Annotated in this window: 22 protein-coding genes and 2 pseudogenes; 13 read left to right on the top strand and 11 right to left on the bottom strand. The window is 37.7% G+C overall.

The annotated features are described in order from the left end of the window. From tolA to pal, 4 genes and pseudogenes are all read left to right on the top strand, one after another. Window positions 1–1,215, top strand: a pseudogene (gene tolA, locus QLG01_RS16485) (cell envelope integrity protein TolA); the annotation flags it as partial. Beyond that, on the top strand, window positions 1,189–1,461 hold the full coding sequence (locus QLG01_RS16480) for a cell envelope integrity protein TolA (RefSeq protein WP_228253331.1): 273 nt from the start codon (window positions 1,189–1,191) through the stop codon (window positions 1,459–1,461). The pseudogene tolA and the gene QLG01_RS16480, both read left to right, overlap by 27 nt. Window positions 1,462–1,554: 93 nt before the next feature. After that, window positions 1,555–2,835, top strand: a complete 1,281-nt coding sequence (gene tolB, locus QLG01_RS16475) for a Tol-Pal system beta propeller repeat protein TolB (RefSeq protein WP_016137340.1) — start codon at window positions 1,555–1,557, stop codon at window positions 2,833–2,835. Between the two features lie 27 nt (window positions 2,836–2,862). Continuing rightward, complete coding sequence (pal, locus tag QLG01_RS16470; protein ID WP_013197071.1) at window positions 2,863–3,423, top strand: peptidoglycan-associated lipoprotein Pal; 561 nt, start codon at window positions 2,863–2,865, stop codon at window positions 3,421–3,423. 57 nt (window positions 3,424–3,480) lie between these two features. Here pal and QLG01_RS16465 read toward each other — a convergent pair whose 3' ends face one another. Next, entirely contained in the window at window positions 3,481–3,666 is a 186-nt protein-coding gene (locus tag QLG01_RS16465) for an NF038105 family protein (protein ID WP_004790651.1), read from the bottom strand. A gap of 184 nt (window positions 3,667–3,850) precedes the next feature. Here QLG01_RS16465 and QLG01_RS16460 point away from each other — a divergent pair, with 184 nt between their 5' ends. From QLG01_RS16460 to QLG01_RS16440, 5 genes are all read left to right on the top strand, one after another. After that, window positions 3,851–4,822: a class 1 fructose-bisphosphatase gene (locus QLG01_RS16460; protein ID WP_013197070.1), complete on the top strand. Its 972-nt coding sequence runs from the start codon at window positions 3,851–3,853 to the stop codon at window positions 4,820–4,822. Between the two features lie 59 nt (window positions 4,823–4,881). Continuing rightward, window positions 4,882–5,658, top strand: coding sequence for an RNA methyltransferase (locus QLG01_RS16455; protein ID WP_151821468.1), 777 nt, complete (start codon window positions 4,882–4,884; stop codon window positions 5,656–5,658). A 159-nt stretch (window positions 5,659–5,817) separates the two neighbouring features. Then, the gene (locus tag QLG01_RS16450) at window positions 5,818–6,432 is read left to right on the top strand and encodes an RNA polymerase sigma factor (RefSeq protein ID WP_005307565.1); all 615 of its coding nucleotides are present in this window, start codon (window positions 5,818–5,820) and stop codon (window positions 6,430–6,432) included. Next, entirely contained in the window at window positions 6,422–6,742 is a 321-nt protein-coding gene (locus tag QLG01_RS16445) for a hypothetical protein (protein ID WP_004643705.1), read from the top strand. The genes QLG01_RS16450 and QLG01_RS16445 overlap by 11 nt, the downstream gene beginning before the upstream one ends. Then, window positions 6,732–7,121 carry a DUF3106 domain-containing protein gene (locus QLG01_RS16440; protein ID WP_004790640.1) on the top strand — a complete coding sequence of 130 codons (390 nt, stop codon included), beginning with the start codon at window positions 6,732–6,734 and terminating at the stop codon, window positions 7,119–7,121. The genes QLG01_RS16445 and QLG01_RS16440 overlap by 11 nt, the downstream gene beginning before the upstream one ends. 96 nt (window positions 7,122–7,217) lie before the next feature. Here the strand turns inward: QLG01_RS16440 and QLG01_RS16435 are convergent, their stop codons facing one another. The 4 genes from QLG01_RS16435 to cxpE all read right to left on the bottom strand — a co-directional run bounded on the left by QLG01_RS16435 (window position 7,218) and on the right by cxpE (window position 13,757). After that, window positions 7,218–9,641 (bottom strand): CSLREA domain-containing protein, encoded by a 2,424-nt coding sequence (locus tag QLG01_RS16435; protein ID WP_282496959.1) that lies wholly within the window; start codon window positions 9,639–9,641, stop codon window positions 7,218–7,220. 15 nt (window positions 9,642–9,656) lie between these two features. After that, window positions 9,657–11,507, bottom strand: coding sequence for a rhombotarget A (rbtA, locus tag QLG01_RS16430; RefSeq protein WP_282496958.1), 1,851 nt, complete (start codon window positions 11,505–11,507; stop codon window positions 9,657–9,659). 336 nt (window positions 11,508–11,843) lie between these two features. Continuing rightward, window positions 11,844–12,542: a DnaA regulatory inactivator Hda gene (gene hda, locus QLG01_RS16425; RefSeq protein WP_004790634.1), complete on the bottom strand. Its 699-nt coding sequence runs from the start codon at window positions 12,540–12,542 to the stop codon at window positions 11,844–11,846. A 30-nt stretch (window positions 12,543–12,572) separates the two neighbouring features. Further along, window positions 12,573–13,757 (bottom strand): chloramphenicol efflux transporter CxpE, encoded by a 1,185-nt coding sequence (cxpE, locus tag QLG01_RS16420; protein WP_282496957.1) that lies wholly within the window; start codon window positions 13,755–13,757, stop codon window positions 12,573–12,575. 135 nt (window positions 13,758–13,892) lie between these two features. Here cxpE and purM point away from each other — a divergent pair, with 135 nt between their 5' ends. Both purM and purN read left to right on the top strand, forming a co-directional pair. Further along, on the top strand, window positions 13,893–14,963 hold the full coding sequence (gene purM / locus QLG01_RS16415) for a phosphoribosylformylglycinamidine cyclo-ligase (protein WP_005307576.1): 1,071 nt from the start codon (window positions 13,893–13,895) through the stop codon (window positions 14,961–14,963). Next, complete coding sequence (gene purN / locus QLG01_RS16410) at window positions 14,960–15,589, top strand: phosphoribosylglycinamide formyltransferase (RefSeq protein ID WP_004790628.1); 630 nt, start codon at window positions 14,960–14,962, stop codon at window positions 15,587–15,589. The genes purM and purN overlap by 4 nt, the downstream gene beginning before the upstream one ends. 68 nt (window positions 15,590–15,657) lie before the next feature. On the opposite strand, the gene QLG01_RS16405 is transcribed toward purN, so the two are convergent. Next, window positions 15,658–16,467 (bottom strand): alpha/beta hydrolase, encoded by an 810-nt coding sequence (locus tag QLG01_RS16405; RefSeq protein ID WP_192455041.1) that lies wholly within the window; start codon window positions 16,465–16,467, stop codon window positions 15,658–15,660. A gap of 22 nt (window positions 16,468–16,489) precedes the next feature. Continuing rightward, window positions 16,490–17,506, bottom strand: a complete 1,017-nt coding sequence (gene sppA / locus QLG01_RS16400) for a signal peptide peptidase SppA (RefSeq protein WP_004790623.1) — start codon at window positions 17,504–17,506, stop codon at window positions 16,490–16,492. A gap of 133 nt (window positions 17,507–17,639) precedes the next feature. Between sppA and QLG01_RS16395 the strand changes: the two genes are divergently transcribed. Beyond that, window positions 17,640–18,623, top strand: a complete 984-nt coding sequence (locus tag QLG01_RS16395) for a lysophospholipid acyltransferase family protein (protein WP_192455042.1) — start codon at window positions 17,640–17,642, stop codon at window positions 18,621–18,623. Here QLG01_RS16395 and QLG01_RS16390 read toward each other — a convergent pair. The 3 genes from QLG01_RS16390 to QLG01_RS16380 all read right to left on the bottom strand — a co-directional run bounded on the left by QLG01_RS16390 (window position 18,576) and on the right by QLG01_RS16380 (window position 23,006). Then, window positions 18,576–21,008: a DNA internalization-related competence protein ComEC/Rec2 gene (locus QLG01_RS16390; protein WP_282496956.1), complete on the bottom strand. Its 2,433-nt coding sequence runs from the start codon at window positions 21,006–21,008 to the stop codon at window positions 18,576–18,578. The two genes, QLG01_RS16395 and QLG01_RS16390, sit on opposite strands and share 48 nt — an antisense overlap. An 83-nt stretch (window positions 21,009–21,091) precedes the next feature. Next, the gene (lolD, locus tag QLG01_RS16385) at window positions 21,092–21,778 is read right to left on the bottom strand and encodes a lipoprotein-releasing ABC transporter ATP-binding protein LolD (RefSeq protein ID WP_005307591.1); all 687 of its coding nucleotides are present in this window, start codon (window positions 21,776–21,778) and stop codon (window positions 21,092–21,094) included. After that, on the bottom strand, window positions 21,771–23,006 hold the full coding sequence (locus QLG01_RS16380) for a lipoprotein-releasing ABC transporter permease subunit (protein WP_004790618.1): 1,236 nt from the start codon (window positions 23,004–23,006) through the stop codon (window positions 21,771–21,773). The genes lolD and QLG01_RS16380 overlap by 8 nt, the downstream gene beginning before the upstream one ends. A 125-nt stretch (window positions 23,007–23,131) precedes the next feature. On the opposite strand from QLG01_RS16380, the pseudogene QLG01_RS16375 reads away from it, so the two are divergent. Next, window positions 23,132–23,236 (top strand): annotated as a pseudogene (locus QLG01_RS16375) (PilZ domain-containing protein); the annotation flags it as partial. A gap of 29 nt (window positions 23,237–23,265) precedes the next feature. On the opposite strand, the gene QLG01_RS16370 reads toward QLG01_RS16375, so the two are convergent. Then, window positions 23,266–24,174 carry an EamA family transporter gene (locus QLG01_RS16370; RefSeq protein WP_282496955.1) on the bottom strand — a complete coding sequence of 303 codons (909 nt, stop codon included), beginning with the start codon at window positions 24,172–24,174 and terminating at the stop codon, window positions 23,266–23,268. Window positions 24,175–24,179 lie beyond the last annotated feature (5 nt).

Genomic DNA, 24,179 nt, shown 5'->3' with positions numbered 1-24,179 from the left:
ATGAATAAAAATCAAAAGCCACACTTTAAACAAAATGCGATTGCATTGAGCTTCACACTAGGAGTTCATGCAATTGCCATTGTTGGCTTGCTTTTTTTAGGCTTGAGTAAACCACCTGAACAGCCAAAAAAGCTAACAACTATTTTAGTTAAGCCAGAAGATTTACCTCCTCCGTTAGCCAAAGAAGTTGAACAAGAGACTACAGCTACAAATGAAGCAAAAGAGGTGTTAACCCCTATTGTGGATGAAACGCTTCCTGAAAATCTTCCGGCTACGCCCCCTCCTCCGACCGCTCAACAACTTGCTGCTCAAAAGCAAAAGGTCGAACAGGCACAGCAAGCAAAATTAGCTGAACAAAAGCGTAAAGCTGAAGAAGCTGCAAAAGCTAAACAAGCAGCAGAACAGCAACGTATAGAGGAAATACAAAAGCAGCAAGCTGAAGCTAAACGCCAAGCTGAGGCTAAAATAAAATCCGAAGCCGAACAAAAACGTAAGGCTGAACAAAGTGCAAAAGCTGAAGCAGATGCCAAGGCAAGACAAAAAGTTGCTGAAGAAGCTAAACAAAAAGCAGAGACCGATGCAAAGCTAAAACGTGAGGCTCAAAAAGCCGAAAACGCTAAACTTCGAGCACAGCAAGAAGCTAAACAAAAAGCTGAAGCAGATGCTAAAGCTAAGCAACAAAAAGCTAATGATGACGCTAAACGTAAAGCTGAAGCAGACGCTAAAGCTAAGCAGCAAAAAGCTAATGATGATGCTAAACGTAAAGCTGAAGCAGACGCTAAAGCTAAACAGCAAAAAGCTAATGACGACGCTAAACGTAAAGCTGAAGCAGATGCTAAAGCTAAGCAGCAAAAAGCCAATGACGATGCTAAACGTAAAGCTGAAGCAGACGCTAAAGCTAAACAGCAAAAAGTTAATGACGACGCTAAACGTAAAGCTGAAGCAGACACTAAAGCTAAGCAGCAAAAAGCTGCTGATGATGCTAAACGTAAAGCTGAAGCAGACGCTAAAGCTAAGCAGCAAAAAGCTGACGACGCTAAACAAAAAGCTGAAGCAGACGCTAAAGCTAAACAGCAAAAAGCTGCTGATGATGCTAAACGTAAAGCTGAAGCAGAGGCCGAAGCAAAAGCTGCATCTGCTCAAAAAGCACAAGAAGAAGCAGCTCAGAAGAAAGCCGAAGCTAAAAAAATTGCTTCTTCAGCTAGACGTGATTTTGAGCAAAAAATTCGACGCTCTTGGGATGTTCCGACTGGTAGTAGCGGTAAAACAGTTGGTGTCCGTTTTACCCTTTCAGACTCAGGTAGCGTTAATTCTATTGTGATCACACGTTCAAGTGGCGATGATGCTTTAGATGCAAGTATTAAGGCCGCAATTCAAGCATCTGCGCCATATCCTATGCCATCAGACCCTGATGCAAGACGGGAAGCAAGAAGTGTTAACTCTACATTTAGAGCGCAATAATTTTGAAAGAGTTACATGCTTTAAATAGTTTAAGGCATGTAACTATGCTACAAAATCAACAGTCACAAAAATACCTGCTATGACTTTAAACTTATGAATACGAGCCGCAAACACCTGCTATCTTTAGCATTGATCACCGCCTTAAGCCCTATTGCTTCTACAACTGCTTTTGCCCAGTTATATCTGGAAATTGCCAAAGCACCAGATCAGGCACCAAAAATTGCTATTGTCCCGTTTAACAATGACAATGGGCTTTCTCCTATTGTTGAAACTGACTTAAACCGTTCTGGACGCTTTACAAGCTCATCTAAAAATTTGCCTGCCAATGCTGCAATTAATCAGATCCAAGCTTCTGACTGGCAAGCTGCCGGAATTCCATATGTAGTTACTGGACAAATTAAACAAACAGCTACAGGTTTTGAAGTTCATTACCAACTTTATGATGTACAAAAGCAACAATACATTTTAAATGAACTTTTAAATGTACCCGCTTCACGCATACGTCAAGCTGGCCATATGGTGAGTGATGCTATTTATCAGGCACTTACTGGTATTCCAGGTGATTTTAGCGGCCGTATTGCATATGTACTCAGAAACCCTGCCACCCCTGCAGAGCGTTATACTCTACAAATTGCAGATACCGATGGTGAACAGCCAAAAACTGTTTTGTCATCTCGTGACCCAATTCTTTCTCCGGCATGGACACCAGATGCCAAGAAAATTGCTTATGTTTCTTTTGAAACCAAACGTCCAGCAATTTATCTACAAGATTTATCTACTGGAACACGTGAAGTACTCACTAGCTTTAAAGGTCTAAATGGCGCACCGAGTTTTTCACCTGATGGTCAATCAATGCTATTTACAGCATCTATGAATGGCAATCCAGAAATCTATCAAATGGATTTATCAACTCGCCAAGTTAAACGTATGACAAACGACTCGGCAATTGATACAGAAGCACGTTATACACCAGATGGAAAATCGTTTATTTTCACTTCTGACCGTGGTGGTTCAGCCCAAATCTATCGTTATACCTTTGCTGATGGTTCAGTAAAACGTCTAACATTTAAAGGTTCATTTAATGCACGCGGAACTTTGAGTGCAGATGGCAAAAAGATTGCTCTTGTTCATCGCCCAAGTGGCAGCAGTTATAAAGTTGCAATTCAGGACATTAATACTGGCATCACCAATATTCTTACTCCAACCAGTTTAGACGAATCACCAAGTTTCTCACCGAATGGGCAAATGGTGGTCTACGCGACTCGTGAAGGTAACCGTGGCTTGTTATCTATCATGTCGACTGATGGACGTTTCCGTATGAATTTACCAAGTGAACAAGGTGAAGTACGTGAACCAGCTTGGGCACCAAAATAACTTTTAATTCCATTGATGGAGAAGATCATGAAATCAATCAAATATTTAGCTTTACCCTTTCTTAGCGTAGCGCTTGTAATGACGGGTTGTGCTAGCCGCAAACCAGCAACAACTACTGCAACTGGCACAAATCCAAGTACAGTTAACACTTCTGGTTTAAGTGAAGATGCGGCATTAAATGCTCAAAATTTGGCTGGTGCTTCATCGAAAGGTGTAACTGAAGCAAATAAAGCAGCTTTGGCTAAACGCGTTGTTCATTTTGATTATGACAGTAGTGATTTATCTACTGAAGACTATCAAACGCTTCAAGCTCACGCTCAATTCCTTATGGCAAATGCAAATTCAAAAGTTGCATTAACTGGCCATACAGATGAACGTGGTACACGTGAGTACAATATGGCTTTAGGCGAGCGTCGTGCTAAAGCGGTACAAAGCTACTTAATTACCAATGGTGTAAATCCACAGCAACTTGAAGCTGTAAGTTATGGTAAAGAAGCTCCTGTTAATGCAGGACATGACGAATCTGCGTGGAAAGAAAATCGCCGCGTTGAAATTAATTACGAAGCAGTGCCTCCTTTATTAAAATAAGGCATCTGCATAAAAAAACGCTCATATTTTATGAGCGTTTTTTTATAACAACAGAACTTAAGAAGATTTCTTTTCTTCTTCAGAATGTTGCATAGATTCAATCAAATCATGCTTATTAAAATCTTTATATTCAGGCTTAGCCTCGTAGTCTTTCCAAGCTTCCTGAACATTTTCTTTCGAAATTTCATCTAGATTGATTGGTTCACCTGCTGTTGGGGTCGCATCAAACTTCTTTGTTGTCATTTCGATTCTCCTAAAAATATACAGTCCTTTGTAATGCAATCAACATACCATTTTAATTGGGGCTTGTAAGCATAAATCCAACACAAATAAAGTAAGATAATTTTTATTTTGTGACATTCTCATCTAGAATATGCCACGTATTTATCTGACTCATTTTGATGCTTGAAGCACAGGAGCTTTTTTTATGTCCAACCTCACATTGTCCCAATTTTTACAACAACAAAAAGGGAATCTAACACCTGAGTTGGCTCAAGTCATCGACACTATCGCCACCACCTGTAAAACGATCGATCAAGCCTTACAAAAAGGTGCACTCGCTGGTATTTTGGGTAGTGCTGGTAATGAAAATGTTCAAGGTGAAACACAAAAAAAACTTGATGTGATTTCTAATGACTATTTAATTGATGCTTTAAAAGTTCATCCACAAGTGGGTGGCCTCGCTTCTGAAGAGCTTGATGAGTTCACACCTGCACAAGAAAATGGTAAATATCTGGTTTTATTTGATCCATTAGACGGCTCAAGTAACATCGACATCAATATGTGTGTAGGCACAATTTTCTCTATTCTGCCTGCGAAAAATGCGGTAACCCAAGCAGAAGATTTCATGCAAGCAGGTACACAGCAAGTTGCTGCTGGTTACGTACTTTATGGTCCATCAACCATGATGGCCTTAACTGTAGGAAATGGCGTAGTATTCTTTACTTTAGACCCAGAAACTCAAACATTCTTGCTTACTACTGACAATGTTCAAGTTTCAGCAGATACTCAAGAGTTTGCAATTAACGCATCTAACCAACGTCATTGGGAAGAACCTGTAAAACAATATATTGATGAATTACTTGCAGGTAAAACATCTGTACGTGAAAAAGATTTCAATATGCGCTGGGTAGCATGTATGGTGGGTGATATTCACCGTATTTTATGCCGCGGCGGTATTTTCCTTTATCCGTACGACTTAAAAGATCCGAAAAAAGCAGGTCGCTTACGTTTAATGTATGAAGCAAACCCAATGAGTATGCTGATTGAACAAGCTGGTGGCACATCAACTACAGGCCGTGTTCGCATTTTAGATATTGAACCGACAGAACTTCACCAACGTGTTCCTGTAATTATTGGTTCTAAGAATGAAGTTGAACGTGTAACAAGCTATCATTAATAATTTTAATTATTTAGGGCATCATAGTATCATGATGCCCTTTTGTTGGATATTTTCTCATGGCGGTTATTTTTTTAGAATCTAAAGACAATGCAAAAATTAAACATTTGCGTGGGTTAATTGAACTTAATAGCGCCCGAAAAAAGCACCAACAAACAGTTCTTGAAGGTACCCATCTCTGCTTGACGTGGTTACAACAGCAAAAGAAGATTTTTTCTTTATTTACGACAGAACAAGCATTAGAACATACTGATTTAAAAAAAATAATTGAACTACATCAAGGTCATATCTTTGTTATTAGTGAAGTTTTATATAGAGATTTGAGCACACTAGGTACAAGCTTACCTTGCTTAGCTATTATTGATTTACCTAAAACTGCATCAACAATTGACTATAAAGTAGATACTTTAATTCTGGAAAATATACAAGATCCAGGTAACGTAGGCACATTGTTACGTTCAGCAGCAGCGGCAAATATTAAACAAATTATTTGCACTCAAGGATCTGCATCACTTTGGTCACCACGAGTTTTAAGAGCAGGCATGGGAGCTCATTTTAGCTTACATTGTTTTGAAAACTTTCAACTCACAGATATTCTTCCAAAATTTCAAATTCCAGTTTTTGTTACAAGCTCTCATCGCTCAACCAGTCTTTATTCAAAAGATCTTTCAAAACCATGTGTCTGGATTTTAGGAAATGAAGGCCAAGGTGCAAGTGATTACGCCTTAGATCATGCACAATCTGTAACTATTCCTCAGCCTGGTGGACAAGAGTCATTAAATGTAGCAATTGCAGGATCAATTTGTTTTTTTGAGATGGTTCGTCAACGCCAATAAAACGTTAATTTATTTTACATCTCACATATTTGTGAAAAAAATCAATTACACTAGTAAAAAATAACCGATTGTTGTCAACCTCCCACCTCTTTTCAACGTTATATAAGAGATATATTGAAGATAAGGTGGGTATGTCCAATGACAGGATTTTCCATCTCCATGGATTTAGCACCGAAAAAGTCTCGATCGGAAACATCTAGTGCTCATGCAAGCACGGCTGAACAACGCCTGAAAGTTTTCATGCAAGATGTTACTGGTCGCGCTTTGGTGATGATGGAGAGTGCTACCCAAGGTCAACAAGGTATTGCGATGGATTTGGTTCAAGAAGCATTTATTGCTTTACACAAATCTTATGCCGATAAAAGTACTGAAGAATGGTATCCCCTGTTTTATACTATTTTAAACAACAAACTTCAGGACTGGCGCCGCAAAGAATCTCGTAGAGCAAACCCATTTTCATTCTTCAAAAAAGTTAGTCTGGATAGTGACGACGATGAAGTTATTGATGTAGTTGATGAAAAAGCCATTAATCCTGCGGATTTTCTTGATCAAGCAGTGACTATCGAAGAAATTCGAGAAGCAATTTCAAAGCTACCTGTTCGTCAACAACAGGCATTTATGTTACGTGCGTGGGAAGGTTTTGACACACACACAACAGCTCAGATCATGAACTGTACTGAAGGTAGTGTAAAAACCCATTATCACCGAGCAATTCAGGGACTTAGAGAGTACTTAGCCCATTTAAATCCCTTGGGAGGTTCTGATGAATCATGATGATTTCACTAAAAAGGTGACGTCTAAACTTGATAGTTTGGCACATCACCATAAAAATAAAACAGTGGTCATGAATCATGTGCTTGACCATATTCAACAAAAACCAGCCTCTTTTTATAGTGTCTGGAAAATGTCTGGTTTTGCACTTGCAGCTGCGATCACAGGTTTTGTAATTTTACCTAATTCAGCAGATATTGTTGATAAGCCGCAAAATCAAGTGATTGTAAATCCTAAATTATCTCCACAAATGGTGGAAGATTTAGAAATGCTAATGGTCTTGGGTGAGGATAAAGTACAACATGGCAGCTAAAAAATTAGCACTTATCCTTTGTTCATTAAGTTTCCTGCAAACGAGTTTTGCAGGTTTTGAACGATTTTGGATTTTTTCTAAGGATGCCAATACACAAGTTGATGACACATGGAATGCTCTTTCTGAAGAGGAACAACGTGCAGTTATTAAACGCTACCAGAGCTTAAAAGAGTTACCAGCGAATCAAAGTACGAACCTACAGCAACGTATGGACTGGTTTACTCAACTTCCCGATGCTGAAAAAGAAAAAATGCGTGAAGCATGGCAAAAAATGAGTACACAAGAGCGTAATGACTTACGCCAACGTATGCTTAAAGCGAATGGCGAAGAAAGAACAGCTATTCGTGAAGAGTATATGAACAAGTATTTAGAACATTAAATATAATTCTGTAAAATTCGTACACAGTGACTTTAATATCTTAAATAATTTTCTATAAAAAAGCCTCCAATAGGAGGCTTTTTTATTTTATATCGTTTATTTACGGTAGCGTCTATAGACCGCTAAACCAAGTAAAGATGCTAAAGACAAAATTCCTAAGCTACCACCACCGCCCCCACCACTTCGAGAATCATCTGTGGTAGTTGCAGTACTTATTAGATTAATTGTCCCAGGTTTCGCTGAAATTAACCCATTAGCATCATAGACATTATAAGAAAGTGTATCATTAAAAGTGTTAAAGACATTTTTTGCTTGAATATAAATATTACCGCCATAACATGTATTTTTACTGTCTTTACCAGGACACGGCCCTTCTCGATCTGCCTTAACCACCGTAAAAATTCCATCTTTTGAAGCTTTGCTTGGTAAATAAATTGGTAAGTCCACAAATTGAGACTTATTAGAATTTGTACTAAGTGTACTAGCCGGCCCATCTCCATCATCATTCGCATATTTGAGCAAATTCAAAGGAATCATTTCATTTGCTAAATACTTAAAAGTTATTGTGCCGTCTCCAGAAACAGGAGCGATATTTGCAAATTTTGCTTTAATCAATCCACTACTAAGTTCGACACCCGCTTTAGTGGTAATTGTATATTTACAAAATTCATTAGTTGTACTTGAAGTAACATCATCATCTACACGATAAAAAAGAATTTGCTGTACTGCTGGATTCCACACACATCTCTGGTTTTCCTTAGTTTTAGTATCAGTAGTTAAATCTTCTACTTTTTGCGCCACACCCAAGGGTTCTGCTTTAACATTATAATCAGCCGTATTAAAAAACTTTAATACATGGTTACTGTCTTCATTTGGTAGAGGAAAACCATAATTTTTTAAATCAATGTAAATTGCTCGATATTTTGTATTTACATGAGCCGTATCATTTTTAAACTTATCGAGTAAATCCTTAAATTCAGCTAAACGAACTTTATAGTAAATGATAAAGTTTGATGGCGTAGTTGGATCTTTGAGCAGGCTATCATACAAATCATAGCTTTTTTGATATGTATCTATTAAGGTCGTAAATGAAATATTACCTAAACCTTCTAGATCACCTGCCGTAAGTTTCATCAACTCAACCGAACCAATATCACAACTATTTTTATTTGAAGTTTGATAATAGTATGTATTACTTACCAACCTAGCTAACCCACGCTGATCTTGAGTCTGGCAAGTACCAGTACCTTTATTTTCTGAATCTACATCAATTAAATCTGGCTCTGAAAAATTATTTTTAGGATAGTAAATTGGTAAAAAACCATTATTTTCATTAGGCCCTTTTAAAGGCTCCAATAAAGTATTTAAAGTATTATTTTTTACATCAATATTAGTATTACCCTCAGGAACTACTTCTTTGGGTACATCACATTTTGGTGCATTGCCTGTTAAATTTAACGCATTAAACTTCAAATCTAGTCCAGTATCTTTTTCCTCAGCTGCTGCCCCAAGTAAATATCGGCAAGCGTAACCCCCTTTATTAAAAGCTAATACATTAAAATTTAAATTTTTATCACCTAATTTATCATATAAAAAAGTTGTGTTTGCAGAGTTCTCAACAATCGTATTATTTTGCAGTATTAAACTACTATCCGAACTTAAATTACTGGTTTGATTTTTTGCTGGATCAGCATCTCCTGTAAATTTAAGAATACTACCGTTAGTCAGACTCGCAATATTTTGTGCAATTGTGTTATTTGTAAAGGAGGCTGTAGGGCTACCACAAAAATTAAAAGCACTTATTGAATTAGTCGATCCATTATTAACAAAACTATTTGAATCCAATGAGATAGTACGGGCGCTATATGAAGTATTAAACATACAACTCATTGCGAGAATACTACCTTCAGTTGAAGTCAGGCCATTGTTTTGAATTAAAGAATGACTCATCGTTAAACTCGCAGTATTACCTCCAAGGTAAATTGCTCCACCTTTAGATGCTTGTGAGTTTAATATCTGACTATTTTTTAAAGTTACATCAGCGCCAGCATAAATTGCACCACCAGACTCAGTACTTTTCCCATTTTCTAAAATAATATTAGTTAATGTTAAAGGTTGCTGGTAAACAGCCGTATTAAAAATACGTGATTTTCCCCCAGCATTTATACGAGTTTCAAGCGCTTTTTGGGCTGGATAGTCATTAGTTAGAACTCCTTTTCGCTCCCAATCCGTCGCTTCTTTCCCAATAATATTCAAACCGATTTTAGGGGTTAATTCTTTATTTAAGGTGTAAGTACCACCTTCGAGTTGAATTGTGTAGTTTGCATCAATTGCAGAAACCTCACACCCTCCATAAGATTTACGCATTTCAGCTGCTGTAATCGCTTCACGTAGAGAACATGCATTCATGTTCTCATTATCTTCGTCAGCAAATGTTGTAACTTTTATTGTTGTTTGAGCCATTAAAGGCATTGCTGCGATAACAGTAATTACACCCAGTGCTTTTTGATAATTTTTCATAGCCCACATCCCTGTTTATGACTTGAAACGGCGTAATGCAATTAATCCAAATAACCCTAAAATTAAACCACCGCCTACACTTCCCCCACCGCCAGTACTCACCGATTTATCTTCAATTCCAGATAAAGGTTCCTGAACAATTCTTGTTGGGATAGTAATATATTGAAAATCTTCACCCTCATTAAAACGAGATACGCTAGTAACTACTTGAATACTAAAAATATCTGCACCATGCCAATTTCCATTTGGCGTATAAATTATATTACCATTTTGATCTAAGGTTATAGTGCCTTTTGAAACTGGTGTATCTGTACTTTGTCTAACTTTAAGACATCCTGGTTGCCAGTCTTTGCCATCAGCACGCTCACCAAACAATCGCTTACACGTAGCAGGCGTAACCAAATCAGCTTCACTTAAAGAACCTAAAATACCAATTTTTGCAACTTGGCCATATTTAATATCTTGACCAACTGAAGAGACTTCACTATCTACGATATATTCGATTGCACCTAAATCACAGAGCTCATCATATCCACTGCGACTCTTACCACGTTGATCGTATCGTTCACAACTCGCTAAACCAATTGAAGAGCCATCACTATAAAGACGTCCTTTATTAATGATCAATGATTCAGCTAAATTTTTATAATTCTCAAGTAATCGTGGTCTAAAGAAACCCAAAAAGCTATTTTTTGGTGTGTTATAAGGGCATAACAATCCATTTTGAGCCGTTACATCGCACACACCTTCATCTGTATCCCCCGCAATTAATTTTTCATTAGCGGGATAAAGAATATTAGGAAGCTTTGAGGTCGCATTTCGGTTACATTCTGCGGTAACCAAATTACTTTGTATAACTGCTTTATCGGTTGTACCTACCTGACAATTTAGAGTATTCCCTACTAATATACTGTTTGAAACAGAAGCATTTCCTTGAGGAGCATCAAGAAATAGTCCTTTGTCATTTTTAATCATCGTAATGTTATTAACAAACATCCCATCTCGGATATTTGCAATAAAACCACCTTTATTATGAAAAATTGTACTATTACTTAATCCAATAGCACGTGAAGTTAAATATCCCCCAGTACTTTCATCTGCAAACTTGGTTTGAACATACAATAAAGCGTTATCTGCGGCTGTAACTTCATTATCACGTAAAACAGATTGAGTAATGTAATAAAGAGGCATTTCGCTATATAAAACTGCTCCCTGAGCCGCTTTATTATTCTGTATTAAATTATTGGTAAGAGTAACTGTACCAGCTGTTCTTGTCGTATTAGATAAATTACCAGCATTGTAAATTGCACCACCACGAGTAGCATAACCATTAAGCAAACGTGAATTTTTAATAGTTAATTGTTCATGGTTATAAATTAATCCTCCATCTAATGCGGAGGTTTTAGAGCCAGCCCCTTGTAAATTAAGGTCACTCAAAGAAACAGAAAAAGAGGTTTTTTCAACATTACCATCATCAATTTTAAACAGGCGATCTGTACCTGCCATTTTAATGCTTGCGTTATGGGTTCCTGGAGCATCATTATCAATAAAACTAGAGTCACTCTCTGTAAGAATATTTAGAGCCCCGGTAATTGTTATACTTGTATTCAATGCATATTCTTTATCACGCTTCAAAATAATATTTGAAGAGGCGTCTTTACCTCCGCATCCGTGATAACCAGTTGCATATTTTTCAACATCAGCAGCATTGGAAGATGCTCGATAATTAAGAAATTGTACGGCCTCACGCAACGTACATAATGTATCGTCTTTATCTTCATCAATTAAGCTTGTGACTTGAATATCGGCAGAATAAGCGTGTCCAGCAGCAGCCAATAAAGCAAAAGCAATGCTCCGTTTGAGCATACCCATCTCCTTACATCTTTTTTCATTTTTCTTTGTCAATATTGCAAAATTTCCGCTTTTGCAATCGCATCCTTTGTGCGTACTTTGTCACAGCAAGTAGAATTTCTCAAGACATTTTGGTCGGTCTGTAGAGTCATTTTTGAACCAGCTTACAAAAAGCTTCATACATTTAAAAAACTTTTTTAAATACAAAAATGTGAATGTTTAAAAATTAGAAGGAGCTTTAAAAAGATATATAGGCAAGTGCTCTGAAATTAGAAATCTTGTGTCCGAGACACTATTTTTAGTAGTTTTTTATGTGCGCAGGTGAGGCAATAAGACAAGATTAAAGAATATCTATGGTTGATATTCATCAATCAAAGCATAAATTTGCCTTAAAGTTGCATTCGAAAGTTTTGTTTTTTCGCCTTTGAGAAGTTTTTCTAACTGAGCAACTGTCTGTAGTAAAAGAGAAGCTTGGTGAGGGCCATGTAATAATAAGTAGTCAACAATTTGCTGATCAAAATGGATACCACGTCTAGACATTACAGACGTAACTAAAGAGTAACGGTCCGCATATAAGCTTCCACTCGGCACTTTAACACTAACAGCTTGCGTAAGTCGTGACTGTAAGTCTGGCAATTCTAACTTTAATTCGATAGGCGCTACACGTGAAGAGAATACTAGCTGTCCTTCGTGATTATTCATTAAATGGAAGACAGCTTTTTGCCAATGAGGCACACCACTAATTGACTCAATATCATCCAAAGCGACAAGATCATAATGCTCTAAAGAAGTAATTGCTTCGATAGGAGCATCGAGAAGTTCAAGCAAAGAAACTTTAATTGCAGATTTGCCTATTTCTAAATAAGAGTCACAAATTGCGGAAAGTAAGTGACTCTTTCCTGTTCCTGCTCCACCGTAGATATAAAACCTACTCACCAGACCAGCATGTAGTTGACGCACAGCATCGACTACATTCCCCCAACTCGGTCCCGAAAAATCACTGATTCGGGCATCAAGTTGAGGTTCTATATCCAGTTGGAGTTGACGCATATATTGAATTAACCTTGAAATTATTTCTGGTTAGGGGGATTTCAGTTCATCTGTATCTTGCTGTGTTTTAACTTCAAGATCAAGCTTAGTGCTTTCAGTTTCTACATGAATTTGCTCAATATCGCCATGTTGGATCACTAATGTAGAAGGTGGAGCATAAAGTGAGCTTCTTTCATAATTCTCTCTTAAATGCTTCAACAACACTACAATAACAGCAGCAACAGGCAATGCAATTAACATTCCTAAGAAACCTGCAAGCTGTGCACCTGCCAATACGGCAAAAACAACTGCCACAGGAGATAAACCAATTTTATCACCCAGTAGGAATGGCTGAAGAATATAACCCTCTACCGCTTGGCCAATCATAAATACTACCCCAACCAGTAATAAATGCATCCAATCCAAACCGAATTGGAACAAGCTGGCAATAACAGCTGCAATAATACCTACGGCAAATCCTAAATAAGGAATAATACTGGCAAGACCAGCTACCATACCAATAATAAGACCAACTTCCAAACCAATGAGCTGCAAACCAACTGCATATACTACGCCTAGTAAGAGCATGACGAGAAACTGACCTTTAACAAACGCTCCTAAAACGCTATGGCATTCACCAACAATCTGTAAAGTAGTTGCTTCATATGGGCGTGGAATGAGACGGCGTAAGTTTTGTAGCATACGGTCCCAGTCTAATAAAAAATAAAAAGCAATAATTGGAATTAGAACAACTGTTCCACCAATTTGAATAAAATTGAGACCTGATTGTGCAAGCTTTAATAAGACAGCTTGAATACTATCGGCACTGTAATTTGTCTGAACATAATCCATGACAGCTTTGGACATTTGATCAGTATCAATTTCCATTTGCTGAACATTAAATGTCGAAGAAACCCATGGTAATAGTTCTGCATTAATCCAGTGAATGCCTGCTGGAATGCTATCTCGAGCGTAAACCAATTGTTTCCAGATCAGAGGAACCAAATACCATAATGCAATGGTTAGTGTTACACCGATTCCTATAAACACCACGCTAATTGCTAACCAGCGAGGCAATTTGATTTTTACCAGAACATCAACAAGTGGACTGAATAAATAAGCCAGGAAAAAAGCACCGATAAAAGGAATGACTACAGGCTTGAGTAAGTACAATACCCATACCAGCAATACAATACCTGCGAGTAAAAGAATACGGCGCAGTATACGATCTTGCATAAAATCTAGCCTTTTTTGATTTAATCGTTATAAATGAAAAAATATTTTTATTAAAGATAGCATTTTCGAGCATAAATAACATAAGAGTTTCGTATATTCAGGTTATAATCTGCCGCCAATGCGGAGACTTCATTTATGAGCAACTCAACTTCTACCCCAAATACCGGTTTAAGCTATAAAGATGCGGGTGTCGACATTGAAGCGGGCGACGCACTGGTCGATCGTATCAAGTCAGTCGCTAAACGTACAAGTCGTCCTGAAGTAATGGGCGGTCTTGGTGGCTTTGGTGCACTATGCAAAATTCCTAAAGGTTATGAAGAGCCTGTTTTAGTTTCTGGAACCGATGGTGTAGGAACTAAATTACGTTTGGCACTTAATCTTAATCGTCATGACACAATCGGCCAAGATCTTGTGGCTATGTGTGTAAATGACCTTTTAGTTTGTGGTGCAGAACCATTATTCTTCCTTGATTATTACGCGACTGGTCACTTAAATGTTGACGTTGCTGCAAATGTTGTTACTGGTATTGGTAAAGGTTGTGAGCTTGCAGGTTGCGCACTTGTAGGTGGTGAAACCGCAGAAATGCCAGGCATGTATGAAGGCGAAGATTACGATCTTGCTGGTTTTGCTGTTGGTGTTGTTGAGCAAAGCAAAATTATTGATGGCTCTAAAGTAAAGTCTGGTGACGTACTTATCGGTGTTGCATCAAGTGGTGCTCACTCGAATGGTTACTCATTACTACGTAAAATCTTAGACGTTAAAAACGTTGATTTAACTCAAGTAATTGATGGTCGTCCTCTTGCAGATGTTGCAATGGAACCAACACGTATCTATGTAAAACCAGTTCTTGAACTTTGCAAACAAGTTGATGTACATGCTATGGCACACATCACTGGCGGCGGTTTACCTGGTAACTTACCACGTGTATTACCAAATGGTGCTCAAGCGGTCATTGATGAAGCATCTTGGGAATGGTCTGAGTTATTCCAACTTCTACAACGCGAAGGCAATGTAGAGCGCTTTGAAATGTACCGTACGTTTAACTGTGGCGTAGGTATGGTCATTGCTGTTGATGCCAATGATGCAGAAAAAGCAATTGAAGTGCTTAATGCTCAAGGCGAAAAAGCTTGGAAAATTGGACACATCCAAGAAAATGCTGAATCAGTGGAAGGTGCAGACGAAAAAATTCGTGTGATCTTTGCATGATAAAAATTGCTGTTCTAGTCTCTGGGAACGGCAGTAATTTACAAGCCTTGATAGATGCAAATCTATCAGGGCAAATTGTAGGTGTACTGTCTAATAAAGCAGATGCTTATGCCCTAGAGCGTGCTCAAAAAGCCAATATTGCTACGGCCGTTATTTCTCATAAAGACTTTCCAACTCGTGAAGTGTTTGATGAAGCAATGCATCAACAGCTCTTGGCTTGGCAAGTGGATGTGGTTATTTTAGCCGGTTTCATGCGCATTTTAACTCCCACCTTTGTCAACAAATGGCAAGGGAAAATGCTGAACATACATCCCTCACTTCTTCCAGCTTATAAAGGTGTGAACACTCATCAACGTGTTTTAAACACAGGTGATCGTTTACATGGTTGTACCGTACACTTTGTAACGGCTGAACTAGATTCTGGTCAATCAATTGCCCAATCCGCTATTTCAGTTAAAGAACATGATACTGCCGCTTCATTAGCAAATCGAGTGCATGCACTTGAGCACTTTATCTACCCACAAGTAGCAGAGTGGTTATGTAACGGTCAACTTACATGGAAAAATGGCCAAGCTTATTTCCGCGATCAAGTTCTTGAACACCCTATTCGTTTTGCAAATTGGTAAAACTTTTTAATTAAAAGCAAAAATAAAAAAGGACATGCCAGCATGTCCTTTTTTTATAAGTCTAAAAATTAATTTGGCTGATGATGAATCAATTTCTTTATAGAATTCACTGTATCAATTGGATGTTCTAGAGGAAACATATGCCCACCCTCAACTACAGTAAATGGGATTCCCATTTTTCGCTTTGCCATTTGAGGAAAGCCCCTTTTTAAGAAATCACTTCCTTTACCTACAACTAAATGCACAGGCATCTTAGGTTTTGGCATAGGCAGCCACCACCAAGAAGGATTCTTACGGAAAATTGCAACTTCATCCTCACGAGAAATCGTTAAAGTAACTCCACCGCGAACCGAATCTTCTCTCAAAGCATAATTTATATAAGCCTGAAAACAATCTTCATCAAAATCTTTATAAAATCCTTTAGGACGTAGTAACTCAGCAGCCTGCTCTCTCGAGTCCCAATGTTCACGACGACGTGCAGATAAACCTGCTGGAGTCATCGCATCAACCAATTTAGGACGAAATAATTTTGCCATGTGAAATGCAAATGAATATCGTCCTAAAATAAGAGGCGGATCTAACATAATGACTTGAGAAAAAAGTTCAGGACGCTGAAAAGATGCCATCAACGTTAAAACCGAACCAAGAGAATGGCCAAGTCCAATCACTTTACGTCCTTTCGCCTGTCGCACAATACTGTCAATTACCTGATCAACCAAAGCAGGCCAATGGTTAGTCACAGGATAACGTTTATCAGGACCAATCAGGGGAACATAAATAATGTCATATTCCCCTTTCAACTGGTCAAACAGTTTTTGATACACTTTTGATGGCACGCCATTCGCATGAGCAAAGTGTATAACTGGTTTCATTGACATACCGCTATCCTAAAAACAGATTTTATTGTAATTTTGCGCTTTGACGAGTCTGCACTTCTTGAGCAATAGATTCACTTACCCCTTGCCCGATTTGTGCCCCCATACGACCTAAAATGGATTGTAATGGGTTGCGCTCAATTGTGTAGTCAACTTTATTATCAAGGTTTAGTTCACGCATCAAGCTCGTAATGTTACCTGAACGGTCAGCAACGCCCAACTGGATTGCTTGTTCGCCAGTCCAGAATAAACCAGAAAAAATAGCTGGATCGTTCGATTTCAAACGCTTTCCACGCCCTTCTTTAACTGCAGTGATAAAGTGAGTGTGAACATTATCAAGAACAGATTGAATATGTTGCTTTTGCACAGGATCAATCGGTTTTGTCATACTTAAAATGTCTTTATTCGTTCCTGCAGTTAAAGTCCGATCTTCAATGCCAAGTTTCTGAGCTAAACCAGTAATCCCATAGTTAGGCATGATCACACCAATTGAGCCGACCAGACTTGATGGATTGACAATAATCTCATCCGCAGCAGACGCAATATAATACGCACCTGATGCGCCCATATCACCAATCACAGCGTAAACCTTTTTATCTGGATGCTGTTTTTTCAAATAACGAATTTCCTGCCAGATTTCATCAGACTGAACTGGAGAACCGCCAGGCGAGTTAATATTAAGTGCAATAGCTTTACTATTTGAAGCTTCAAAAGCACGTTTAAGCGCTTTATTTGTATCTTCACTATTTACTGATTGATTACTCGAAGCATCAATAGTTCCAATAATATCCACTACTGCCAAATGAGCACTACTGCTACTTACAGCAGAGCCTTCTTTGCTGGTTGAACAGCCTTTACCCATGAGTACAATAATGAATAATAAATAAATAAAAGTTAATGTTTTAAAGAAGATTCCCCAACGGCGACTACGGCGCTGTTCCTCTACTGAAGCAAGTACAGCCTTCTCAAGAATTTGCCATTCTGGTCCATTTTGTTTAGGGATTATAGGTTCATTTTGTGGTTTTGGTGGCCAATCGGACATAAAATTCCAATCCAAATTAATCTAAAATGATGTCATTATATACGTTGATTTGATAAAAACTGTCTAAATAATATGATTTCATTTATAATAATTTTATCTTTTTTTAATTATTGCTTCCTTTTTACCGCGATAGATGACCAAATTAGATACAAAAAGCATGAACTACTACCTACTCAAAACTTTTAGCCGCCAGCCAATTCAATTTGGACGTTTTCTTGCTCGTATGTTGGCAGGGTTAATCAATACTTTAAAAATTACTAAAACATCAAAAAGTATAGAACTAAATCTACAAATCGCCCTTCCACATTTAACGCCACAGCAGCGAATAGAAATTACGCAGCAAGCTATTCGTAATGAAGTCACCTCATACTTTGAATTTTTAAGTATTTGGGGTTCATCAAATAGTAAGAATATCGAAAGAATTCATCATATTGAAGGTGAACATTACTTTCACGAAGCACTTGCAGCAAAAAAAGGTGTAGTTTTGATTGTTCCACATTTTGGTACATGGGAAGTCCTGAATGCTTGGTGTTCACAATTCACTTCAATGACAATTTTATACAAGCCAGTAAAAAATGAAGATGCTGACCGTTTTGTTCGAGAAGCACGTAGTCGTGAACAAGCTCACTTGGTTCCTACTGACGAAACTGGTGTAAGACAAATTTTTAAAGCCTTAAAACAAGGTGAAACTACCGTAATTTTGCCTGACCATACACCTAACGTCGGCGGCAGTATGATCAATTATTTTGGTGTTCCCCTTGCCTCAAGTAATTTAAGTACCAAGCTTATTCAAAAAACTAAAGCAAAAGCTTTATTCCTTTACGCGATTCGTAACGAAAATGACGGTTTCACGATGCACGTTGAACCTATGGATGAGAAAATCTACGAAGGTAGTGCAGATGATGGAACTTATGTCATTCATCAGGCTATTGAACAACTCATCTATCGTTATCCAGAACATTACCACTGGAGTTATAAACGTTTTAAAGCAAACCCTGCTTTAGATAATATTTATAATATTGATCCAGCTGAAGCTCTTCAAATTGTGGATAAGCTTAAAGCAGAAGCTTCACAAATTTCTGTGAAGCCAAGTACGCTCGAAACGTCGAGTGTATAAAATCATTTGATGATTCTCAGATACAAAACTTAATGTTCCTTGCTCAACTGTGCTTTTAAATGGAATATTAAGTTCTTGTATTCTCGCTAAAACCTCTTTGCTTGGATGACCATATCGGTTATTGAAGCCAGCAGAAGCAATAACAAGCTTGGGATTTAACGTCGCTAAGAAGTCATAGGCTGAACTATGCTTACTACCATGATGACCTAATACCAAAACATCTACTTTTAAATCAGGATATTCTTTTATCAATTGATATTCTGCTTCCCATCCCGCATCCCCCATAATTAAATAATTCTGATAACCCCGTACTTGTTTTAAATGAATATAAACGACACAAGAATATTCATTTTGGTTAGTAGGAACTAAATTTAAATCATTTTCTTTAGGCCAAAGTATCTCAATATCTAACTGAGGATATTGCCATTTTTGCCCTTGATGACAATAGGTAAATGGTTCTTTCACCTGCTCTACCCATAGCTCATTTGATATGACTTGTTTGATAGGAAAAGCCTGAGCGATAAAAGGAAATGCCCCACTATGATCTTGGTCAAGATGAGATAACACGACGTGATCTAGTTGCTTAATACCTTTCTGACGTAAATATGGAATTACTACATTTTGACCAATACTGAAAGCCTTCTCATCATAAGAACCCCCCGTATCAATTAACCATGTCTGCTCTGGATGTTGTAGAAAAATCGCTTGTCCTTGGCCTACATCTATAATATTTAATTGAATTTGCTGTGAGGTTTTATTCAGAATGACTAAGGGTAAACAACATATAAGACTCCAAGATTTTGGTAAAATACCACGCGGTAAAAATAAAATAATAATGGCACAGCTTAAGCCTATCAAAGCCAGTGGTGTCAGACTAAAACCTTGCAACGGCAGAGATAATTTCTCTAAAAGACTAAAACATGTCAGCACCATACTGAGCAAAATATCATTAAGCTGAAAGAGCGCATTTCCAAGTGAATTAAAAATAAGCCACACACAAGCAGCGAAAATATTTAAAGGAACAATAACTCCTCCTAACAGAGGAACAGCAATAATATTTGTGAGAGGTGCTACCCATGAAATCTGCTGAAAGAAAATCAACATTAGAGGACATAGAGCAATAAATATTTTGCCCTGAGATTCAATTAGGGTTTTAGTTAAAAGAATTATTCTAGATAGCAAACTCAAAGAGGCAAGATTTGGAGCATGTACTATGGTTTGATAAATGCGTAATAAAATAAAGCAAGAACCATAAGAGAGCCAAAAACCTGCTGATAAAACACTAAATGGATCAAAAAGTAAAAGTAGACTTGCGCTATAAACCAAAAGCGAAAATGGCTTAACTGGCAGTTTGACCAACAATAAAAAGGCAAATAAAAATACTGAGAGTAAAGTTCTTAAGGCTGGAATTTCAAAGCCAACAAAAGCTGTATAAATCAAAACGCCAAAACATAACGGAATCATTGCCCATATTTGTTTGGGTTGCCACAAATAAAGCTGAGGATAATAACGTTGTACTAATTGATGTAATCCCCAAGATAACAAGATTGCAAAAATGAGTACATGAGGCCCTGAAATGGCCAACAAATGAGAGATTCCTAACTGCTTAAATTGATTTTTAATGTCTTCATTTAAAAGACTTTCATCCCCTGTTAAAAGCGCTAATAGCAATCCTTTATTCTGAAATGGAGATTTTTTTAGCATTAATCTAAATTCTAGACGGAGTTTTTCTATATTTAATTGTTGTCTAGTCAAAAAATTTTGTTGCTGTTTTAAGTGATTTTGATAACCCAACCGATAAATTTCATTCGAGTTTAAAGGCTCAATATGCTGAACACTGAAACCTGACATTATGTTTCGTTGAATGAACCATTGTTCTTGATCAAAAGCACCTGATACTGCATAACTATGAGCTGGTCTGGTTTTACCCGAAATTCGATAGTAATGACCTAATTGTAATTTTGGCCCCTCTATTAATGCACTCTCATTTTCATTTTTTAAATATAACAACCAATTCACCACATGGGATGACCGCCCTAGAACTTGAGCGAGTTGCTGTGTCTTATTATCTTTTTCTTCACTTATTCGGTCTATATACACAACAATATCTAAAGACTCAGGTTGCATCTCCCGTAGTTCTAGTCTTTCATTTAAGGCATGCTGAGCATACTGATGACCTATAATAAAAAGGCTTAGACCACAGATTAAATAATAAACTCCTTTTAATATGGGACGATTTACAACAAGATGCCGCTTAAAAATATAAAACATTAAGCAGATAAAGAGCAAAACTTTACCAATCAAACCATATTGCGTTATGAGAGGAAGATCTATTCCCATAAATGCAATACCTACAATCCACCCCAATAAAATAAGCTTTAACATTTAAAATCATATCGTTATCTTTTTAGGGGCAAAATTAAAGCCCAACTGAGTGGGCTTTAACAATGTGATTTAATGACAATTTTTTAAGAACCGCTTACCCAAAGACCATCTTCCATATGCAAGATTGAATCTGCTGCCTGAGCCAACTGCTCATCATGGGTCACAATGAGCATAGCCATATTGAGCTCTTTCTTAAGATCAGTCAGTAATTCGAAAATACCAACAGCTGTTTTACGGTCCAAATTACCCGTTGGCTCATCCGCTAAAACTACGGCAGGTTTAGTGACTAAAGCACGTGCCAAAGCCACACGTTGACGCTCACCACCTGAAAGTTCACCAGGTTTATGATCCATACGGTGAGATAATCCCACTCGATCTAGTAAATATTCAGCTTGTGCCTTTACCGACTTATATTGACTGTCTGCTCGAAGCATTAAAGGCATTGCCACATTTTCAAGCGCAGAAAACTCAGGTAATAAGTGATGGAATTGATAAACAAAACCAAGGTATTTGTTACGTTGAAAACCACGTTCGGCTTCACCTAAATTATCAAAACGTTGACCATTTAAAAATACTTGTCCTTGTGTTGGTTGTTCTAGACCACCTAACGCATGAAGCAAAGTACTTTTACCTGAGCCACTCGCACCAACAATCGAAACAAACTGCCCTGCTTCAACTTGTAAAGAAAGACCTTTAATAACTTCAACCTTAGATTTACCGTCATCAAAATGTTTATATATTTCTTTCGCTTCTAAAACAATTTTACTCATAGCGCAGTGCCTCGGCAGGTTGAACTTTGGCAGCACGAAGCGCCGGATAGATAGTCGCCAAGAAGCTTAAAAGTAAAGAAACAATCACGATAATCGTCACATCTTGCCATCTTAAATAAGAAGGAAGGTAATGCACGAAGTAAGCATCGAATAGATTTAAGCCCAACACATTGTTAAACCATGAAATGATATCGCTAATGGTTAAAGCTAAAATTACACCTAAAACTGTACCAGCAACTGTTCCAATCACACCAATCACGGTGCCTTGCACCATAAAGATTTTAGTAATCATTGATGGCGAAGCGCCTAATGTACGTAAAATGGCAATATCTGATTTTTTATCAGTCACAACCATGACTAACGACGAAACAATATTAAATGCTGCAACCACAATGATAAGTACAAGCAATAAACCAACTAGTGTTTTTTCCATTTGAATGGCATTAAACAGATTGCCATGCGTATAGGTCCAGTTCGTTGCATAGAAATTGCTTGGTAAACTTTTTACCAAGTCATCGGCAACTTGTGGCGCAGCAAAAATATCATCTAGTTTTAAACGAACACCTTGAGCACCATCAGGTAGGCGTAATAAGGTTGAAGCATCATATAGGGCGATATAACCCACCATAGAGTCGACTTCAGCGCCTACACTAAAAATACCAACCACTTTAAAACGCTTGAAACGAGGTACAACACCGGCTGGAGATGGCGTTGCTTCAGGTAAAACCAATGTCACACTGTCATTTAGACGTAAGCCCAATGAATCAGCCATATCTTTACCAAGCACAATACCAAACTCACCCTTTTTAAGTGAATCTAGACTTCCGGCAACAATATGATTTTGAATAATAGAAACATTCTTTTCATATTTTGGGTCAATACCCGTCACCATAATACCAGCGACTTGCCCTTGCGCGGTTAACATACCTTGCAATTGGGTAAAAGGTGCAACCCCAGTTACATGTGGATGATGTTCAACTCGTTTTACCAGTTCAGGCCAATCCGTAAGGATTTGTGTAGATGAAACTGTCGCTTGCGGCACCATTCCCAAAACACGGTTTTTCAATTCACGATCGAAACCGTTCATTACAGAAAGTACCGTAATCAGCACTGCGACACCTAGTGTCAAACCGACCATCGAAACCAATGCAATAAAAGAAATAAAATGATTACTGCGTCTTGCGCGAGTATATCTCAACCCTATATACAGTGAGATTGGTTTAAACATACCTTCTAAATCCAAGGTGATTGATGGGAAATAGCAGATGCCAATGTCAAATTACATTCACATTTACTATTTGGCCATATCGTTAGATGCTGTATTAAGGTTTAAAAATCAGTAAGTTCTGATCTTCCCTTAACAATCCTAATATTATATTGCTGCGCTATTTTCTACTACTTAAGTTAGGAGATCAATTTGATCATGCATTTCGCTACGAATTAGAACAATTTAATGAATAAGCTCAACAAATTACCCAAATCTTCTCCTATTTAGACTTCATATGTTGAGCAAAGTTCCGGTTTGCCTGAATGTCTTTATAGAAATATAAAAAGAGCCCAGACAAGATAATTAAAGCCCCTACAAAAACCATAATCGAAAGTTGTTCATGATTTAAGGCAGCTCCAATCATCATCGCTAACATTGGTGTAATTACTGTCGTTAAAGATAAAGTCGTTGGCTGAATATTTTGTATAAGTTTGAAATAACAAAACATGGCGACTAAAGAAGCCATGAGTACCGTATAAATTAAGGCAAATAAAGATTTAGCATCTGGTAAATGTGTCGGTGCATATTGCCAAATAAATGGAATAAAACAACTAGCAAAAATAGAAGACACTAAAATAGAACCTGTTGCCTGAGCCATCGGCTGGATCTGAGCATTAACTTTCTTAACCCAGAAAATTGAAAAAGAATAAACAAACACACTGATCAGCATAAGGACAATACCAAACGGATGCACATGCTGATTTGCACCGCTCAAACAAATAATCGCTAGCCCACTGACCGCAATTGCCATACCCAACCATTGCAGCTTATAAAGTTGTTGGCCAAATGCAAACCGACCAATAAGCCCTGCCATAATAGGTGCTAAGCCAAACATAAGTGCAATCATGCCTGAACTTAAATATTGGGTTGCGGTATAAGTAAAAATTTGGGAGCCAATTAAGCTAAAAGATCCGGCAATGTAGCTATGAACTGCTTGTCGATGAGTCGGAAAAGGTGTTCTTAAAATCAGTAATATGATGACAGCCAAAGGCAATGCAATAAAAAAGCGTAACAACAATGCCCACATCAGATGTAAATCAGACACACTCCAAACAATAGCCAATGGAGTGGTTGCCCAAATGAACACTAATAAGGCATAGGTTAAAGCCAAATTGGTTTGCGATGGCATGTGAT

This window comes from Acinetobacter sp. V89_4, assembly GCF_029967875.1.
Taxonomy (GTDB): Bacteria; Pseudomonadota; Gammaproteobacteria; order Pseudomonadales; family Moraxellaceae; genus Acinetobacter; species Acinetobacter oleivorans.
The sequence above is the reverse complement of the archived record's forward strand: the minus strand, read 5'-3'. Positions and strand labels throughout refer to the sequence as shown.

Coding starts and splice junctions, on each gene's coding strand:
- QLG01_RS16370 (WP_282496955.1), bottom strand. CDS start 24,174: ATGCCATCGCAAACCAATTTGGCTTTAACCTATGCCTTATTAGTGTTC.
- QLG01_RS16435 (WP_282496959.1), bottom strand. CDS start 9,641: ATGAAAAATTATCAAAAAGCACTGGGTGTAATTACTGTTATCGCAGCA.
- QLG01_RS16450 (WP_005307565.1), top strand. CDS start 5,818: ATGGATTTAGCACCGAAAAAGTCTCGATCGGAAACATCTAGTGCTCAT.
- QLG01_RS16380 (WP_004790618.1), bottom strand. CDS start 23,006: ATGTTTAAACCAATCTCACTGTATATAGGGTTGAGATATACTCGCGCA.
- sppA (WP_004790623.1), bottom strand. CDS start 17,506: ATGTCCGATTGGCCACCAAAACCACAAAATGAACCTATAATCCCTAAA.
- rbtA (WP_282496958.1), bottom strand. CDS start 11,507: ATGCTCAAACGGAGCATTGCTTTTGCTTTATTGGCTGCTGCTGGACAC.
- tolB (WP_016137340.1), top strand. CDS start 1,555: ATGAATACGAGCCGCAAACACCTGCTATCTTTAGCATTGATCACCGCC.
- cxpE (WP_282496957.1), bottom strand. CDS start 13,757: ATGCAAGATCGTATACTGCGCCGTATTCTTTTACTCGCAGGTATTGTA.
- lolD (WP_005307591.1), bottom strand. CDS start 21,778: ATGAGTAAAATTGTTTTAGAAGCGAAAGAAATATATAAACATTTTGAT.
- QLG01_RS16440 (WP_004790640.1), top strand. CDS start 6,732: ATGGCAGCTAAAAAATTAGCACTTATCCTTTGTTCATTAAGTTTCCTG.
- QLG01_RS16465 (WP_004790651.1), bottom strand. CDS start 3,666: ATGACAACAAAGAAGTTTGATGCGACCCCAACAGCAGGTGAACCAATC.
- QLG01_RS16395 (WP_192455042.1), top strand. CDS start 17,640: ATGACCAAATTAGATACAAAAAGCATGAACTACTACCTACTCAAAACT.
- purN (WP_004790628.1), top strand. CDS start 14,960: ATGATAAAAATTGCTGTTCTAGTCTCTGGGAACGGCAGTAATTTACAA.
- QLG01_RS16390 (WP_282496956.1), bottom strand. CDS start 21,008: ATGTTAAAGCTTATTTTATTGGGGTGGATTGTAGGTATTGCATTTATG.
- QLG01_RS16405 (WP_192455041.1), bottom strand. CDS start 16,467: ATGTCAATGAAACCAGTTATACACTTTGCTCATGCGAATGGCGTGCCA.
- hda (WP_004790634.1), bottom strand. CDS start 12,542: ATGCGTCAACTCCAACTGGATATAGAACCTCAACTTGATGCCCGAATC.
- QLG01_RS16460 (WP_013197070.1), top strand. CDS start 3,851: ATGTCCAACCTCACATTGTCCCAATTTTTACAACAACAAAAAGGGAAT.
- QLG01_RS16445 (WP_004643705.1), top strand. CDS start 6,422: ATGAATCATGATGATTTCACTAAAAAGGTGACGTCTAAACTTGATAGT.
- pal (WP_013197071.1), top strand. CDS start 2,863: ATGAAATCAATCAAATATTTAGCTTTACCCTTTCTTAGCGTAGCGCTT.
- purM (WP_005307576.1), top strand. CDS start 13,893: ATGAGCAACTCAACTTCTACCCCAAATACCGGTTTAAGCTATAAAGAT.
- QLG01_RS16455 (WP_151821468.1), top strand. CDS start 4,882: ATGGCGGTTATTTTTTTAGAATCTAAAGACAATGCAAAAATTAAACAT.